Source organism: Streptomyces sp. NPDC002773 (assembly GCF_040295605.1).
Taxonomy (GTDB): Bacteria; Actinomycetota; Actinomycetes; order Streptomycetales; family Streptomycetaceae; genus Streptomyces.
In genome coordinates this window covers 1-16812 of sequence record NZ_JBEOVO010000036.1, presented here as the reverse complement: position 1 = coordinate 16812, position 16812 = coordinate 1, and the positions used below count along the sequence as shown (strand labels likewise).

At 72.7% G+C, this 16812-nt stretch carries 13 protein-coding genes and 1 pseudogene; 6 read left to right on the top strand and 8 right to left on the bottom strand.

Annotated elements, in window-relative coordinates; all coding sequences use genetic code 11:
* Positions 1 to 5: 5 nt before the first annotated feature.
* From ABT034_RS29945 to ABT034_RS29925, 5 genes are all read left to right on the top strand, one after another.
* Positions 6 to 800: an ABC transporter ATP-binding protein gene (locus tag ABT034_RS29945; protein WP_351220206.1), complete on the top strand. Its 795-nt coding sequence runs from the start codon at positions 6 to 8 to the stop codon at positions 798 to 800.
* Positions 787 to 1689: an ABC transporter permease gene (locus ABT034_RS29940; RefSeq protein ID WP_351220205.1), complete on the top strand. Its 903-nt coding sequence runs from the start codon at positions 787 to 789 to the stop codon at positions 1687 to 1689. Before ABT034_RS29945 ends, ABT034_RS29940 begins: the two co-directional genes overlap by 14 nt.
* 8 nt (positions 1690 to 1697) lie before the next feature.
* Positions 1698 to 2438, top strand: a complete 741-nt coding sequence (locus tag ABT034_RS29935; RefSeq protein ID WP_351220204.1) for a sirohydrochlorin chelatase — start codon at positions 1698 to 1700, stop codon at positions 2436 to 2438.
* A 97-nt stretch (positions 2439 to 2535) separates the two neighbouring features.
* Entirely contained in the window at positions 2536 to 7113 is a 4578-nt protein-coding gene (locus ABT034_RS29930; protein ID WP_351220203.1) for a CHAT domain-containing protein, read from the top strand.
* 14 nt (positions 7114 to 7127) lie between these two features.
* On the top strand, positions 7128 to 7823 hold the full coding sequence (locus tag ABT034_RS29925) for a hypothetical protein (protein ID WP_351220202.1): 696 nt from the start codon (positions 7128 to 7130) through the stop codon (positions 7821 to 7823).
* 48 nt (positions 7824 to 7871) lie between these two features.
* Here the strand turns inward: ABT034_RS29925 and ABT034_RS29920 are convergent, their stop codons facing one another.
* The 4 genes from ABT034_RS29920 to ABT034_RS29905 all read right to left on the bottom strand — a co-directional run bounded on the left by ABT034_RS29920 (position 7872) and on the right by ABT034_RS29905 (position 11640).
* Positions 7872 to 8426 carry a DUF1697 domain-containing protein gene (locus ABT034_RS29920; protein WP_351220201.1) on the bottom strand — a complete coding sequence of 185 codons (555 nt, stop codon included), beginning with the start codon at positions 8424 to 8426 and terminating at the stop codon, positions 7872 to 7874.
* A gap of 141 nt (positions 8427 to 8567) precedes the next feature.
* Positions 8568 to 9860 carry an ABC transporter substrate-binding protein gene (locus ABT034_RS29915; protein WP_351220200.1) on the bottom strand — a complete coding sequence of 431 codons (1293 nt, stop codon included), beginning with the start codon at positions 9858 to 9860 and terminating at the stop codon, positions 8568 to 8570.
* Complete coding sequence (locus tag ABT034_RS29910; RefSeq protein ID WP_351220199.1) at positions 9857 to 10699, bottom strand: carbohydrate ABC transporter permease; 843 nt, start codon at positions 10697 to 10699, stop codon at positions 9857 to 9859. Before ABT034_RS29910 ends, ABT034_RS29915 begins: the two co-directional genes overlap by 4 nt.
* Positions 10696 to 11640, bottom strand: coding sequence for a carbohydrate ABC transporter permease (locus ABT034_RS29905; RefSeq protein ID WP_351220198.1), 945 nt, complete (start codon positions 11638 to 11640; stop codon positions 10696 to 10698). Before ABT034_RS29905 ends, ABT034_RS29910 begins: the two co-directional genes overlap by 4 nt.
* Positions 11641 to 11785: 145 nt before the next feature.
* Here ABT034_RS29905 and ABT034_RS29900 point away from each other — a divergent pair, with 145 nt between their 5' ends.
* Positions 11786 to 12643, top strand: a complete 858-nt coding sequence (locus ABT034_RS29900; RefSeq protein WP_351220197.1) for a phosphotransferase enzyme family protein — start codon at positions 11786 to 11788, stop codon at positions 12641 to 12643.
* A 46-nt stretch (positions 12644 to 12689) separates the two neighbouring features.
* On the opposite strand, the gene ABT034_RS29895 is transcribed toward ABT034_RS29900, so the two are convergent.
* The 4 genes and pseudogenes from ABT034_RS29895 to ABT034_RS29880 form a co-directional block, all read right to left on the bottom strand.
* On the bottom strand, positions 12690 to 13415 hold the full coding sequence (locus tag ABT034_RS29895) for a 3'-5' exonuclease (RefSeq protein ID WP_351220196.1): 726 nt from the start codon (positions 13413 to 13415) through the stop codon (positions 12690 to 12692).
* Between the two features lie 86 nt (positions 13416 to 13501).
* Positions 13502 to 14785: a DUF5919 domain-containing protein gene (locus ABT034_RS29890; protein WP_351220195.1), complete on the bottom strand. Its 1284-nt coding sequence runs from the start codon at positions 14783 to 14785 to the stop codon at positions 13502 to 13504.
* A gap of 110 nt (positions 14786 to 14895) precedes the next feature.
* A complete protein-coding gene (locus ABT034_RS29885; protein WP_351220194.1) occupies positions 14896 to 16230 on the bottom strand; it encodes a copper amine oxidase in 1335 nt (444 codons plus the stop codon).
* A gap of 53 nt (positions 16231 to 16283) precedes the next feature.
* Positions 16284 to 16812: pseudogene (locus ABT034_RS29880) on the bottom strand (Tat pathway signal sequence domain protein); the annotation flags it as partial.

The following is a 16812-nucleotide window of genomic DNA, read 5'->3' as shown; positions in this document are numbered from 1 at the left end:
CGACCATGGCCACGACCGCGACGCTCGCCAAGGCCGAGGACCGTGCGGCGGTGACCCATGCCGCCCGTATCCAGCATGTCTCCAAGTCCTTCGGCGGACCCGCCGGCGGGCAGCTCGTCCTCGACGACATCTCGCTCGATGTCGCCCCGGGCGAGTTCGTCACCCTCCTGGGCGCCTCGGGCTGCGGCAAGTCCACGCTGCTCAACCTGGTCGCCGGGCTCGACCGGCCGTCCGCGGGGTCCATCGAGACCCCCGGCGGCCGGCCGGCCCTGATGTTCCAGGAGCACGCCCTGTTCCCGTGGCTCACCGCGGGCAAGAACATCGAACTGGCCCTGCGGCTGCGCGGGGTGCCCAAGGCCGAGCGGCGGACCGAGGCCGAGCGGCTGCTCGACCTGGTCCGGCTCGGCGGCTCGTACGGCAAGCGGGTCCACGAGCTGTCCGGCGGCATGCGCCAGCGGGTCGCGCTGGCCCGGGCGCTCGCCCAGGACAGCGACCTCCTCCTGATGGACGAGCCGTTCGCGGCGCTCGACGCCATCACCCGGGACGTGCTGCACGACGAACTGACCCGGATCTGGCGGGAGACGAAGCTGTCGGTGCTCTTCGTCACCCACAACGTGCGTGAGGCCGTACGCCTTGCCGAGCGTGTCGTCCTCCTCTCGTCCCGGCCGGGCCGGATCGCGCACGAGTGGACCATCGACATCCCTCAGCCGCGCCGCATCGAGGACTCCGACGTCGCGGAGCTGTCCCTCGAGATCACCGAGCACCTGCGTGGGGAGATCCGCCGTCATGGCCAGCACTGAAACGACCACTCAGACGCCAAAGGCGCGGAAGGCCGACGACCTGGCCGGCCTGGAGGCCGGTCTGGACGCCCTCGACAGCGTGCAGATCCGGCGGACCCCGGTCCGTGAGGTGCTGCTCAAGAAGGTGCTGCCGCCGGTCGTCGCCGTCGCGCTCGTCCTCGTGGTGTGGCAGCTGCTCGTCACGTTCAAGGTCACCGACGAGTACAAGCTGCCCGCCCCGTCCGCGGTGTGGGACAGCCTGACCACGATGTGGCTGGAGGGCACGCTCCTCGACGTCCTGTGGACCAGCATGTCCCGGGCCCTGTTCGGCTTCCTCCTGGCCCTCGCCATCGGCACCCCGCTCGGCCTCCTCGTCTCGCGGGTGAAGTTCGTGCGCGCGGCGATCGGTCCGATCCTCGCCGGGCTCCAGTCGCTGCCCTCGGTGGCCTGGGTGGCGCCCGCCGTCCTGTGGCTCGGCCTGAACGACAGCATGATGTACGCGGTGATCCTGCTGGGCGCCGTCCCGTCGATCGCGAACGGCCTGGTCGCCGGTGTCGACCAGGTCCCGCCGCTCTATCTCCGCGCCGGGCAGACGCTCGGCGCGACCGGCCTCAGGGGCGCCTGGTTCATCGTCATGCCGGCCGCGCTGCCGGGTTATCTGGCGGGGTTGAAGCAGGGCTGGGCGTTCTCGTGGCGTTCGCTGATGGCCGCGGAGATCATCGCGTCCTCCCCCGACCTGGGCCTCGGCCTCGGCCAGCTCCTGGAGAACGGCCGCAACAACATCGACATGGCGGGCATCTTCCTGGCGATCATCCTGATCCTGCTCGTCGGCATCGCCATCGACCTGCTGATCTTCAGCCCGCTGGAGCGTGCGGTGCTGCGCCGCCGCGGTCTGCTCACGAAGGGCTGAGCCCCGCCATGAACCGCCCCGTCCTCCTCGTCATCGCCCACGGCAGCCGCGACCCGCGGCACGCGGCGACCGTCCAGGCGCTCGTGCGCCGGGCCGGTGCGCTGCGGCCGGGGCTGCGGGTGGAGACGGCGTTCCTGGACTTCAACCTGCCCTCGGTGACGGGGGTGCTCGACCGGCTCGCCGCCGAGGGGGTACGGGACGTGGTGGCGCTGCCGCTGCTGCTGACCCGGGCCTTCCACGCGAAGGCCGACATCCCCGCCGTACTGCGCCAGGCTCCGCCGTCCCTGCGGATCCGGCAGGCGGAGGTCCTCGGCCCCTCGCCGCTGCTGATCGCGGCGCTGGAACGGCGTCTTCACGAGGCGGGGCTCAGCCCCGCCGACAAGAGCACGACCGGGGTCGTCCTGGCCTCGGCGGGCTCCACCGACCCGGAGGCGATCGCGGCGATCGCAGAAACGGCGCGGGAGCTGCGGCGCACCGGTTGGTGCTCCGTGCGGCCCGCGTTCGCCTCCGCATCTCTGCCGAGGACCGAGGACGCGGTCCGCGCCCTGCGCGCCGACGGCGTGCGCCGGGTGGCGGTCGCCCCGTACGTGATCGCCCCGGGCCGCCTCCCCGACCGGATCGCGGCGGGCGCGGCCGGCGCGGACGCCCTGGCGGACGTCCTCGGCCCGTCCCCCGAACTGGCGGCGCTGCTCGTGGAGCGTTACGACGAGGCGGCTCGGACGGACGTCCGCGTGGCCGTCGCCGGCTGACGCCCTCCGGCGGAACCGCGCCGGGCGTTCCGGCGTTCTCCCTTACGGATGTGCCCCGCGCGGCACGCGGGTCAGACATGACGCAAGGGGGTGCGGCGTGTTCGGTTGGGCCGTGATCCGGCTGTGGGCGGCCGAGCGCGAGGAGCTCTCCACCGCGCGTGCTCCGGACGGCCCTCGGGCCGCCGCCGACCGCATCCAGCAGCTGGGCTCCCAGTCGGCCAAGGTGGTGCAGCCCGTGATCGCCACCCTTCCCGGCGACGCGTTGGCGTACCTGCTGAGCGACCTGGTCCAGATGGCGGAGGGGGCCGGGACGGCATGGCGGGACGATCCGGCGGCCGCCGCTCTCGGGGACGTCCTGGCCATGGCCTCGCTCGGCGTCCGACTGGTCACCGACGACAGCGTCCTGTCGGAGGAGTTGCGTCGCGAGTCCCACGTGCTGCGGGGCGCCGCTGCCCTGCGGCACGGCGAGGACGAGGAGGCCCTGCGGCAGTTCGCCCACGCGCTTCACGTGCTGTCGGCGGGGGAGGCTCCCCTCGCCCGGTCCCTCGCGACGATCGGTCGGCTCGTGGCCGCCTCCGACGGCCCGGACGCGGCCGCCTTGCGATCCGCGGTGGCGACGGAGCTGACGACGCTCACCGGTCGGGGCTCGGGGGAAGTGAGGGAAGCCGTGCTCCGCTCCCTGGACGTCCGCCTGTCCGCCCGGGAGACGGCGGCGCGTGCCTGGGGGCTCGGAGATCCGGAGGCCGCGGCGCTGTTGGCGGAGTGGCTGCGGGACCACGATCCCGACGAGGCGGCCGAGTTGAGATGGGTGACCGCACGGCGGATGATCGCGGAGGCCGACACTCCGGAGACCGCTGCCGCACGGGCGCGGCTGCTCGACGCGGCGTTCGCCGCCCACCACGGCACCACCCTGTTCCAGGACCTGCTGGCGCTCTTCTACCAGAACGGCGGTCGGCCGCAGGACCTGCTGGCGGTTCTCAAGCCCTGGAACGCCGCGCGCCCCGACGACATGGACCTCGCCCTCCGGCTGGCGGAGACGTACCGGCAGGTGGGTGCTCCCGAGGAGGGCGCGGCCGTTCTCCGTGCGCTCGTGTCGGAGCCGCCCGTGCCCGGCGAGGAGCGCCTCACCCACCACCTGGCCGTCCTCCTCGCGGAAGCGGGTTCCCCCGACGCGCCCCGGTGGGCCGATCATCTGGCCCGTCTCACCGAGGCGGAGGAGACCGCCGCGCTGCTCCCGAGCGCCGCGCGCGCGGAGCTCTCGCATCCTTTACGGTCCACTCCCCTCGCCGCCCACTACGCCGACGGCACGCTGACCATCGATCCGTCGGCCGCCGCGGCCCTGGCGCCGGGAGAGATCCAGGCCCACATCGCCGCGGCGATGATCGTCGGCGGCCCCGACGGGGAGGAGCTGTTCCGCACGCTCGCCGCCGAAGCGCCCGAGACCGCGGCGCGGGTGGCGGACCTCCTCGGCATCCCACCGGGGGCGCGCTCACCCGAAGCGCCGCCGTCCGAGGCGGACGAGCTCTTCCGCCGTGCCGAAGCCCACTTCGCCCAACGCGAGTTCGACCGGGCCGTCACGTGTTACGACGGCGCTCTGCGGCTGTGTCCCGATCATGTGCAGGCCCTCCTGTTCCTCGGCGACGTGTACTTCGTCCAGGACCAGTTCGCGGTGGCCCGTGCCTATTTCGAGGAGTCGCTCGCGGTCGAGGAGACCCCGATGGCCTGGCGTTTCCTCGGTGACGCGCTGCGGAAGACGTCCGCCGACACCGCGGAGGTCCGCGCCTGCTACGAGCGGGCCCTCGCGCTCGACCCCGGGTACGGGGGCGCCCGGCAGGCACTCGCGTCCCTCCCCCCGGCGACGGAGTCCGACGGCGGGGCGGACGACGCCCGCCGGGACGGCACGGAGCCCGCTTCCCCGGAGGAACCGGCAGCGGCTCCACCGAAGATGTCGCGGGTGCGGCGCGCCTGGCGCAGGTTACGGCGTCCGGCCGCGCCTCAGGCGCCCGGCCGGACCGACGGTGCCGCCCGGACCGACGGGCCGGGCTCCGCCGAGGAGGAGGATGAGCACGACGCTCTCTCTGCCGCCGGTGTGCGCCACCGCATGCCCGCGCTGTTCGAAGCCACGCTCCGCGAACGCGAGCCCTGGACGGCCGAGCTCCTCGACGCGCTGACGGACGACGACGCGTTCGCACGGTGGCAGGACCGATGGCTGCCCGACCGGCTCGACTCCGCGCTCCTCACCCTCAGGACGCTCTCCTGGCAGTGGAACGCGAAGGCCGGGGAGACAGGGCGCGCGCTGCTCATGGCGGAACGCCAGGTGCAGCTCGCGACCGACCTTCCGTCCCAGTGGTCACAGGACACCCCTGAATTCCCCGGTCGCGCCCTACTCGTCTCCCACGGCCTGGGAATGAAGGCGGGGTTCCTCACCGACTTCGGGCGCTACGCCGAAGCGTTCGCCGTGCTGAGAGACGCCGAGGCCTGGCTGGAGCGGGACCGGGAGGAGCGCGAGCTGATCGGCAGGCCGCTGACCGGCCTCCTGGGCCCCTTCGCCCATCGGGAGAACCCCCGCGCCGACCTGTACGCGGAGCTCGCCGCGGCGGCCGAGCGCTGCGGGGACGCCGAGGCCGCCGAGCGGTACGACCTGCTCGCGGACCGGTGGCGCGAGGAAGCACCGCCCTCCGACCACACCCGGATCGCGGCGCTGTGCGCGCAGGCCCTCGTCGCGCTCATGGACGGGGAACCGGACGCGTGCTTCCGCCTGCTCGACGCCGCGCTGCCGCTCGCCGTGCGCGAGGCGGGGCAGAGTCCCGTCGAGCACGCGCTCGCCCTGGTCCACCACACCCGCGCGCGGGCCCTGCGCATCCTCGGGCCGCAGCGCACGGCGCTGAGACACGCGGCCCTGGCCCGCCGGCACAACTCGGGGAACGCGGACCGGCTCGCGTCCGACTGGGTGCTCACCGCCGAGATCCTCGGCACCCGCCCCGAGCTCGGAGACCCCCTGGAGGCGTACGAGCACGTCCTCCAGCTGTCCGGGGTGGCCGCGGACAGCGACTCCCCCCTGGTGTGGCGCCCGCGCCGCGGTCCCGGCGCACCGGTACGCATCGAGAACGCCGAGCGGGCCTGGCAGGTCGTCGCCCCCATGGCCCGGGCCGCCTGGGCGGCCGACGAGCCGGAGACCGCGATCCGCGTCCTCGAACTGGGCGTCGAACTCTCCGATCTCGTACGGTCCGCTCAGCCCGATCCCGCCCTGCGGCGGCGCCTCCAGGAGGAACGCGCCGAGGTGTACGAGCTGCTCGTCCAGTACCGCCTGGACAGCGCCGCCGCGTCCGGGGACGCCGACCGGTTCAAAGCCGCCTTCAGCGCCTCGGAACGGCTGCGTTCCCGTACGCTCCTCGAGACGCTGGGCACCGCGGACCTCAGACCGCCGGACGGCGTTCCGGCCGATCTGATCGGCCGCGAGTCCGCGCTTCTGCGCGAACGCACGGCGCTGGAACAGGCACCGCGCACGAACTGGGCGAGGCTCCAGACCGTGCAACGGGAGCTGCGCGCCCTCTGGTCGGAGATGGCGGCGCTCCACGTGTCGGGCGAGGAGTACGCCGAGGTGCGCTCCGCGGCGGCCGTCACGGCCGGTTCGGCCCTCGCGCAACTGCGCGGGGAGCAGGTCGTGGTGGCCTCGTACGCCCGGCTCGACGACGGCCGGATCGTGCTCTTCGCGCTCGACCCGCGCTCCGGACTCACCGTCACACCGATCGACGCGGACGGGGCGCGCCTGGCGCGATTCGTGGAGGACAACCTCGGAAGTGCCGGGCAGGTCAGGGAGATGGCCATCGACATGCCCGGCCTCTTCCAGCAGGTGCTCTCACCGCTCGTCGCCCCGCTGGCGGCCCTGACCCGGCCGGAGGACACCGTGGTGATCTGCCCGACCGGCCCCCTGCACAACGTGCCCTTCCACGCGCTGTGTCCCGACGGACCGGAGTCGCTGATCGAGCGGAACCCGGTCGCGTACCTGCCGAGCGTCTCGCTGCTGCGCACCCTCACCCACCGTGAGTCGCGGATCGGGCGGGGAGCCGTGGTGCTCGGTGATCCCGGGGGCGACCTGCCGTACGCACGTGAGGAGGCGCGCCTGCTCGCCGCGCGCCTGGGCACCGAGCCGCTCCTGGGCGCCGACGCGACACGGCGGCGGGTGCTCGACGCGATGCGCGGTGCCGAGATCCTCCACGCCGCCTGCCACGCGACCTTCAGGGCGGACGACCCGCTGTCCTCGGGTCTTGCGCTCGCGGACGGGCCGCTCACCGGACGGGACATCCTGCGGGAGGACTGGCACGGCGTGCGGCTGGCCGTCCTCTCGGCGTGCGAGACCGGCCTCGGAGGTGCCGACCGGTCCGACGAGGTGCTGGGGCTGAGCCGGTCCCTCCTCTTCTCCGGGGTGCGGTCCCTCGTCATGAGCCTGTGGCGGGTTCCTGACCGTTCGACCGCCGACATCATGGGGTCGTTCCACGACCTGACCCTGGCGGGCGCGACTCCGGCGCACGCGCTGCGGGCGGCGGTTCTCGCCTCCCGCGACCGGCCCGGCGGGGACCGTCTCGACCGCTGGGCCGCGTTCTGCCTGCTCGGGGAGTGGCGGGCGGACCGGACCACCGGCGGCAGGACCGCCACACCCCCCGAGATCCTCTAGCGGATGGAGCAGTCATGACGGACACCTCGGACCTCTCGCCCCGGCTCCCGGACAGCTTCCGGTTGGTGGGGCTCGTCGAGCCGACCGTGGAGGAGGACGAGGCCGACAGGGCCTTCAGCACGGTCGACGAGACGACGGTACGGATCCTGCGGCGTGAGACGCGGATCGGACTCGCCCGGGGTGAGGTCACACCGGTGGACGCCGGCGAGGCCGGGATCCAGGGGTACGACATCCCTCTGATCCTGGTGGTCCAGACGCATCCCGAGTCCACGGTCGTCTGGTCCCGTCTGGTCCTCGATCTCTCCCCGACTCCCGGGGCCACTGTCGCGGCCATGTCGCCCACCCTGGTGGAGGGGGACACCCCGCAGGAGATCGAGACCACGCTGGGGGCCAGTCTCACGTTCAGCGTGGCGGGGACGCCGCTCGGTGTGGAGGCGGGTCCCGAGGTCCTGAGGCGTCGGACCGTCTACTGCCCGCGCATCACGTCGTCCGGCGTCGGATTCTCCACGGCCTACTGGGACTTCAGGGCGTCCGACCGGGAGTTCCTGCATGTCAACGAGGAACTGCGGCTCCTCGTCCGGGCCCCGGCGGATCGCCCCGTCGACGCGGTCGTGACCCTGCGCACCCGCGTCCGGCCCAGGGGATTCGGCCGCTTCCTGCGCCTGTCGGGCAAGCTCGCGGGTCTCGACGGCAGCTGTCGCCTCGTGTGAGGGGGCGGCTGGTCCGATCGGCGGCTCCCGGGCCGGGCGGCTTCGCCGTCACTCCTCCCGTGTCATCTCCACGAGCTTGACCACGGTGTTCCAGTTGCGGGCGGTGACCACCAGGCCCTTGACGACGGACGGCCTGTTGACGGCATCGGCGAGTGTGGATCTGCCCAGGCCTTCGGGGACGTAGAGGTAGAGGACCCGGTCGCCGAGGGCGAACGCCTGGGGGTGGTGGGCCTGCTGGTCGATGGCGGCGAAGCGCTCCGGGTCGGCGGGGCCGGAGAAGTAGAAGGCGTGCAGCTGCTTGCCCTCGAGGTCGGCGGCGGGGAAGGGGCAGGCGTCGGCGACGGCCGCGAGGTAGTCGCCGTCGCGGACGAGGCAGTCGACGCGGAAGCCGAACCGGTGCTCGATCGCGTCCTCGACCTGAGTGGTGAGTCCGTCCTCGCCTGCGGGCGAGTCGGTGGTGAAGACGGCGTTCCCGCTCTGGAGGTAGGTGCGGACGTTCCGGTGGCCGAGGCCTTCGAGGACGGACCGGAGCTCCGGCATCGGTACCTTGCGGTGTCCGCTCACGTTGATGCCGCGGAGCAGGGCCGCGTATGTCTTCGCCATGCGTTCACCTTAGGTCGGCCACCGTGCCTCGTGGGGGGCGGCACGGTGGCCGGTTCGAACACTCGCCGATGGAGGCGATCGGGGAGAAGACCCGTCACCCATCTGTGACTTATTCAACAAGGTTTCGTAATGACGAATCCATCATTTGCGCTGATAGCGGGCAAGGACGCGGTTGCCGTCCTCGACCAGCCGTTCGCGGAGTTCGGCCTCGTCGATGGCCCCGCTGTAGTACTCCTGGAAGGCCGGGGTCGCCACCTTGTCCTTCCACTCCGGATAGCCCCGTACCGACTGCGCGGGCGCGGGTCGCAGGTGCCCGGCCACCGCGGCCCCGGTGGCCCAGCCGTTCTCGGCGGTGTGCAGGGAGGGGTCGGCGAGCGCGGCCGTGCCGGTGGGCAGCATCCAGTCGCCGCGCGCGAGCCGCACCATGTTCGCCGGCCGCAGGAAGAAGTCGAGGAACTCCACCGCTTCCTTCTTGTACGGGCTGTCCTCGGCGATCGACAGGGTCTGCGGGGAGACGCCCTGGGTGAGCCCGGCGCTCCCGGCGGGGGCGGGCAGCACCGTCCATTCGAAGCCCTCGGGGGCCTGCTGGGCGATCTGCTGCCGGTAGGCGAAGCCCAGCGGGACCATGGCGTACTTGCCGGCGAAGAAGCCGGGGAGGGTGTCGGAGCCGCCGCTGCCGAGCGTGGTGCGCGGGGCGGTGCGGTCGGTGACGACCTGGTCGTGGAGGGTGCCGGGGACGACGGCGTCGGCCTCGGTGAAGCGGACGGTGACCCGTCCGTCGGGCTCCCGGTGGAAGAGCCGGCCGCCCGCGGAGAGCCCGAGGTTGAGGCTGACGGAGACGGGCTCCTTGAGCGGCCAGGCGACGGCGTACCGGCCGGGGCCCATCTTCCGGGTGAGGTCCTGGGCGATCTGCCGGAACTCGGTCCAGGTCCACGGCTTCTCGGGGGTGGGGACGCGGACGCCTGAGGATTCGAGGATCTTCCGGTTGGCGATGATCACGCGCGGTTCCTGGAGGAACGGCACGCCGTAGATCCCCTCGCCGAAGGTGGTGGTCTCCCAGCTGCGGGCGGGGATGTCGGCGCGGAGCCGTTCGGGCAGCAGGGGGCGCAGGTCGGCGAGGTGGCCACCGTAGGCGAAGTCGGCCAGGTCGTCGGAGGCGTCGTGGATGATGTCGGGTGCCTCGCCGCCCTCGAAGGAGGTGAGGAGCTGGTCGTGGACGGAGTCCCAGCTGCCCTGGACGTAGTCGATCTGGACGTCGGGGTGGGCGGCGTTCCACTCCTTCACCAGCTGCTTGTTGGCGTCGACGGACTCCTTCTGCCAGGCGAGGGACTGGAAGCGGAGCCGTACGACTCCGTGGTCGGAGCCCTCGTCCCCCGCCGTGCAGCCGGTGAGGAGCAGGGCGAGCGCGGCGGCGGCGGTCAGGATCCGTCTCATGACTTCACCGCCCCTGCCAGCATCCCGCCGGTGATCCGTCGTTGGAGGACGGCGAAGACGACGAGGGACGGCAGTGTCGCGAGGAAGGCCGCTGCGGCCAGCGGGCCGAGGTCGGCGACGCCCTCGGCGCCGAGGAAGTGGGTGAGGACGACCGGCAGGGTCTGCTTCTCCGGGGTCTTGAGCAGGACGAGCGCGAAGAAGAACTCGTTCCACGCGGTGACGAAGGCGAAGAGGGCGGTGGCGACGATGCCGGGGGCGAGCAGCGGGGCGGTGACGGAGACGAGGGTACGGAGCCGCCCGGCGCCGTCGACTGCGGCGGCCTCCTCCAGTTCGGCGGGGACGGCCCTGACGTATCCCATCAGCATCCAGAGGGCGAAGGGCAGCGACCAGACCACGTAGACGAGGACGAGGCCGAAGACGCTGTTGACGAGGTGCAGGTTCTTGAGGATCAGGAAGAGCGGGATGATCACCAGGACGAACGGGAAGGCCTGGCTGATCACCACCCAGCCGGTGGCGGCGGAGGCGAGCCTGCCCTTGTGGCGGGCCGTCACATAGGCGAGCGGGGTCGCGACGGCCACCGCGATCACGGCGGCCGAGACCGCGGCGAGCAGGCTGTTCGCGGCGGCCCTGAGCAGCGGCTGCTCGTCGAACGCCTGCCGGAAGTTGCCGAGCGTGGGCTCCTCGGGGATCCAGGTGGGGTGGAGCGAGGCCAGCTCGGGGGCGGGCTTGAAGGCAGTGGAGACCAGCCAGAGGAAGGGGAAGGCGAGGAAGACCAGGTACGCGAGGAGGGCGAGGTACTGGCCGATCCGCGCGGGTCTGCTCGTCCGGAGGGCGCTCACCGGTCCTGGTCCCCTTTCAGCCGGCGTACGAGGGAGAGGGCGATGAGCACCGAGACGGCGGCGATCATCACGCAGCCCATGGCGGCGGCGTAGCCGAACTGTCCGTAGCGGAAGGCCTCTTCGTAGGCGAAGAGCATGGGGAGCCGGGTGCGGCCGCCGGGTCCGCCGTTGGTCAGGACGTAGACCAGGGCGAAGGAGTTGAAGTTCCAGATGAGGTTGAGGGCGGTGATGGCGAGGGCGACGGGTCTGAGCGCGGGCCAGGTGACGGCGCGGAAGCGGCGCCAGGCTCCGGCGCCGTCGAGGGCGGCGGCCTCGTGGAGTTCCTTCGGGGTGTTCTGGAGTCCGGCGAGGAGGGCGACGGTGGTCTGCGGCATGCCCGCCCAGACGCCGACGACGATGACGGCGGGCAGGGCGGTGGCGAGTCCGGAGAGCCAGTCGTGGCCCTGGCCGAGGCCGAGGCCGCGCAGGGTCTCGTTGAGGATGCCGGCGTCGGGGTTGTAGACGAGCCGCCACATGATGCCGACGACGACCTCGGGCATCGCCCAGGGGACGATGGCGAGGGCCCGTGCCAGCCACCGGAAGCGGAGGTTCTGGTTGAGGAGGAGGGCGAGGCCGAGGGCGAGCAGGAACTGCGGGACGGTGACGCCGACCGCCCAGATCACGCCGATGCGGAACGAGTCCCAGAAGAGGGTGTCGTGCAGCAGGTCCTGGAAGTTGAGGGTGCCGACCCACCGGGTGGCCTGGGTGCGGCCTGACTGGGCGTCGGTGAAGGCGAGCGCGATGCCGTAGAGCAGCGGGCCGACGCTGAGGACAAGGATGGGAAGGAGCGCCGGGAGGACCAGGAACCAGGCGCCGAAGTCGGGGCCGCGCGGGCGTGTCCCGTGGGCGGCGCGCGGTGTGCGCGTCCCGCCCGGCCGCTTCGTCGCGGTCTCCGAGCTCACCGATCGGACCCCCCGTCCGCCTGCCTTCGCCGCCGTGGGAACCCCGCCATGGTCCTGACGGACCGTGGGCCCGTCAAGGCGACCTGCGTGATGAGCTGCGTGGATGCGAGACTTTGGCGCAATCGCACAGGTGAGGGAGAGGTCGATGGACGAGGCGCGGGCGCGGGAGATCCTGGCGGCGGCGGGGCTGCCGGTGGCGGAGGCGCGGCTCCTCGCCCTCGGTGAGAACGCGGTCTTCGCCGTGGGCGCTCTCGCCGTGAAGGTGGGTCGGGACGCGGAGGTGTTCGAGCGGGCCGAGCGGGAGGTGGCGCTCGCCGGCTGGCTCGCCGGGGCGGGGATCCCGGCGGCGCGGGCCGCCGAGGAGAAGCCGCTCCTGGTCGACGGGCACCCGGTGACGCTCTGGCACCGGCTGCCCGAGGCGGTGCGGCCCGCGGAGCCCCGTGATCTGGCGCCGCTGCTGCGCGCCGTCCACGCCCTGCCGGAGCCGGTGGGCTTCACGCTGCCGCGCCGCGATCTGCTCGGCGGGGTGGAGCGGTGGCTGCGTCTTGCGGGGGACGCGATCGACCCGGCGGACGCGGCCTTCCTGCGCGAGCGGCGCGACGCCTTCGCGCCGGCGGCCGCGGCCCTGACCCCGCGTCTGACGCCGGGTCCGATCCATGGTGACGCCCTCCCCCGGAACGTGCTCGTCGGCCCCGAGGGCCCGATCCTGATGGACCTGGAGACCTTCTCCTCCGACCTGCGCGAGCACGACCTCGTGGTACTCGCTCTCTCCCGGGACCGGTACGGCCTCGATCCGGCGGCGTACGAGGCGTTCACGGAGGCGTACGGCTGGGACGTCCGGGAGTGGGAGGGCTGCGCGGTGCTGCGGGGGGCCCGGGAGACGGCGAGCTGCGCGTGGGTGGCACAACACGCCCCGACGAACCCTGCGGCCCGTGCCGAGTTCGAGCGGCGGGTGGCCTCGCTGCGGGACGGCGACCCGGAGGTGCGCTGGTACCCGTTCTGACGTCGAGGCGCCAGGGCGTGTCCGGCCCTGATCCGCCGGGCACGCCCTAGTACGAGACCGCCGTGACCGCCTCGCGCAGGGGCCATGTGGGGTCGACGACCGCCTCCGTGTCGCCCTTGCGGCGCAGGAAGTCCTGGAAGTTCTCGGCCCAGAGGCGGTACCAGCCGATCTGCCGCTCATGCAGTTCGGTCGGGCTCAGCGCGGCGACCTCGGGGTGCCGCTCGGCTATCGCGACGGCGACCCGGACGGCGGCGAGCGCGTCGGCGGCGGCCTGGTGGGCGGCTTCGAGCACCACGCCGTACTCCCCGCAGACGGCTTCCAGGGTCCGCTTGCCGCGCCGGTAGCGGTCGACGGCCCGGTCGATGGTGTACGGGTCGATGACGGGCCCGATGCCGGCGCCGCCGCGGCGCTCGCTCAGTGAGGGCAGCCCGTGGCGGCGCAGCTCCGCGGAGAGGAGCGTCAGGTCGAAGGAGGCGTTGTACGCGACGATCGGCACGCCCTGGTTCCAGTACCCGGTCAGGGTCTCCGCGATCTCGTGGGCGACCTCGCGCACCGGACGGCCCTCGGCCGCGGCCCGCTCGCTGCTGATGCCGTGGATCGCGGAGGCCTGTTCGGGGATGCGGATGCCGGGGTCGGCGAGCCAGTCGCGCTGCCGGCTGACCCGTCCGCCGTAGTAGCCGACGATCGAGGCCGTGACGATACGGGCCTCCAGCGGATCGGTGCCGGTCGTCTCCAGGTCGAAGCCGACCATCGGTTCCCCATGCCAAGCCATCGGGTCCTCCTTTTGTGATCTCCCCCGTGGTGCTGACCACCCTCGCACGCACCACTGACATCGCCCCCGGGTCCCCCTGCGGGGCGTCAGGAGACGGGCCGTGAGTCGAGCCAGACCGACTCGAACTCCTCCCGGTATGTCTCGAAAAGTCCGTGATCGCCGTCACGGAATCCCTGGCCGTGGCGCACCACGTTCCGCCCGCCGCCGCGCAGGACGAGGACCGGCGCCTCCATGCCCCGGGCCCGGCGGAGGTAGGACTGCACGACGCCGACGCCGTCCGGGCCGTCGCCGTCCACCAGGTAGGCGGTGAAGCGGGGGGTCTCGTCGAAGACGTGGATCTGGAAGGCGCCCGGGTCGCGGAGCTTGGAGCGGACCCGGCGCATGTGCAGGATGTTCATCTCGACGGAGCGGCTCAGCTCGCCCTTCTTGAGGCCGAGTTCCCGCTCGCGCCGCTTGACCGCGCTGCTCGCGGGGTTGAGGAAGAGGAGCCGGGTCCGGCAGCCGGACTCGGCGAGCCGGACCATGCGGCGGCCGGAGAAGTTCTGCACGAGCAGATTGAGGCCTATGCCGGTCGCGTCGAGGCGGCGGGCCCCGCCGAAGAGGTCCTCGGCCGGCAGCTGCCGCTGGAGCCGCACCCGGTCGGGGTGGACGGAGACCACGTCCGCGTACCGGTCCCCGACGAGGTCCTCGACCGCGTCCACGGGCAGCCGGTCGGCGGACGGCACCCCGGCGCCGCTGCCGAGGATCTCCAGGATGCGGGCGGAGGCCCGCTCGGACTGGGCGAGCACGGTCAGCGAGAGGGCCCGGTTGCGGGAGACCACGTTGCGCGTGACCTCCAGCTCGTCGAGGGCGAGTTCGACCTCGCGCCGGTCGTCGAAGTAGGGCTCGAAGCAGGGCCAGTGCTGGACCATCAGCTCCCGAAGCTGCGGGAGCGTGAGGAAGCTCAGCACGTTGTCGTCGGCCGGGTCGAGGAGGTAGCCCTTGCGCCGCGACACCTCGCGCACGGCGACGGCCCGCTGCACCCACTCCTGGCCGGCCGGGCCCGCCGCGGCCACCACCCACTCCTCGCCGTGCACCGGCTCGTACACGGGCCGCAGGACGGCGGCGACCACGGCCCGGAGCCGCTGTTCGACGAGATTCAGCCAGATGTACGCCCGTCCGGCGCGCTGGGCGCGGGTGCGTACCTCGCTCCACGCCTCGGCGCCCCAGTCGAGCTCCGCCCCGATCTCCACCGGCCGGGCGACGGTGACCGTGCCGGGCGGCACTGCTCCCGGCGGCGCGACCGCGCCGGGCGGCGCCTCCGCGGGGTCGGCCGGGCCCCCCTCGTGACCCGCGTCACCTGGGGGCAGCTCAAGACCTCCCGAGCTCACCCGCGCACCGCCTTCTGCTCCTGGACGCCCGTGTCGACCGGTCCGACAACGATCAAGGAAGGGTACTCCGCGAGCGGGAGGCGGTGCAGCAGGATCGTCAGGCTGCTTGCTCAACTCCCCAGATCGGGCTGCCCGTTCTGGGAGGCGAGATCGGCCGGAGTGAGCGGATTCATAGCGGTTACGTCCCTGGGTGCGAGCTGGAAGCCCTGCCAGTGGACCGGCATCGGCTGCTGGTCCTCGTCCCGGGCGATGTGGTGGAACCCGATGTTGACCCACACGGACGGCTTGGTCAGCGTCTCGCCGTTGACCCACTTGTCGACACTGTCGCCCGCGCCCGGCGCGCAGTTGCCGATGTTGTTGCTCGCGAACTGCTCGCAGGCACGCGCCTGCGTGAAGTACACGTCGTGCTTGGTGAAGCCGCGCCCCGCGTGGGTGTCGGTGTGGCCGGGCGCGATCTCGTACGAGCGGGCGTGGCCGTCGGCGTTCTTGCCGGTGCCGCTGACCACCCGCCACCAGCGCATGTTCTTCGCGTCGCCGGCGAGTTCCTTGGTGACGACGGTCCGCTTGGTCTTCACGGTCGGTCCGCCGCCGCCCACGGGCGGGGTGACGGTGGAGTCGAACTGCTCGATCCGGTCCTTGGTGGAGCCGTCGAGACCGAAGTCGAGCTTCCAGAACACGTTGTGGGCGTGGCTGGTGGCGTAGGCGCGGGCGCCCTTGCCGATGGGCCAGCCGCGGCCGTCGGTGGCGTTGTAGTCGACGGGCGAGAGGCTGCCGGTGGCTCCGACGTTGGCGCCGATGGTGCCGTCGGCGGAGAACCGCCACTCGGAGATGTACTCGTACCAGCCGACCTTGTTGACGGTGTAGACGAGCAGGTCCTTGGCCTGGGCCTGCCAGACCCCGGAGCCGGTGTCGGCGGCCATGCGGTACGCGTGGCCACGCGCCCGCGTGGTGGTGCACAGGCCCTTGACCTGTCCGACCTCGGGCACCTTGACGGTGGTGATAGTGCCGCCGGGGCACTCGGCCGGCTTGAGGTTCTGCAGGCCCCAGCCGAAGCCCGCGCCGGTGAGGTCGTCGTACTCGGCGGCGCCGTCGTCGTAGGGCACGTGGATCTGGGCGAGCCGGGCGCTGGTGAGGACCTTGACGGGGGCGGCGGCGCCGGGCGGCTGGTAGGTGATCTTGTCGAGCGTGAGTCCGGCGTCGGTGTCGTAGCGCCAGCACATGCGCCAGGTCGCGCCGCCGTCGAGCTTCTGGGTGATGCGGTACGCGGTGGAGCAGTCGGCCGGGACCACCGGAGCAGGACGGGTCGGGGCCGGAGGGTTCGGGGCGGAGGGGGCGGCGGTGGCCCCGGCGACGGGGCCTGCGGCGGCCGTGGCGGTGCCGAGCAGGGCGGCCGCGGTCAGGACGGCGGCACGCCTGCGCGTGCGCGGGTTTCGCGAGGTGGACATGGGAACGTACTCCCTCGTACGGAATCGGGCGGGAGGACCGGTCGCGGCGGTGGTCAGCCGACGCGGGTGACGGTCCTCGCGGAGAGGTCGACGATCAGGTTCCGGGTGTCGATCCAGGCCCCGTTGAGGACCTTGGTGACGAGCCGGACGCACCGGTGCTCCCCGCAACGGGCGAGCTGCGCGGGGACGTTCGCCTCGCGGTAGGTGCGGTAGACGTCGCCGTTGAACCACAGCTGCGCGGTGGAGGTGAGCTCCTTGCCGGTGGCGTCCTTGTAGTCCTCCGCGACGCCCTTGCCGAGCGGGCTCGCGAGGATCAGTTCCAGGGCCTCGCGCAGCTCCTCGGGATGGGCGGAGGGCTGGACGCCGCGCTGCGCGGCGGAATGCTCGACCTTGCCGGTGTCGAGGTTGACGGTCCGGGTGATGAGCTCGTCCCGCGCGTAGTCGTAGAAGCGGACCTCGGCGCGGCGTGTCGCGTCCTGCGGCAGCGGTACCGCCGTTGCCGTCGGTGGCCTGGAGGACCACGTCGTCGGTGGTGCCGTAGACGACCGAGGCCTGGGTCTTGCCGCCCGGGGTGGTGATCGT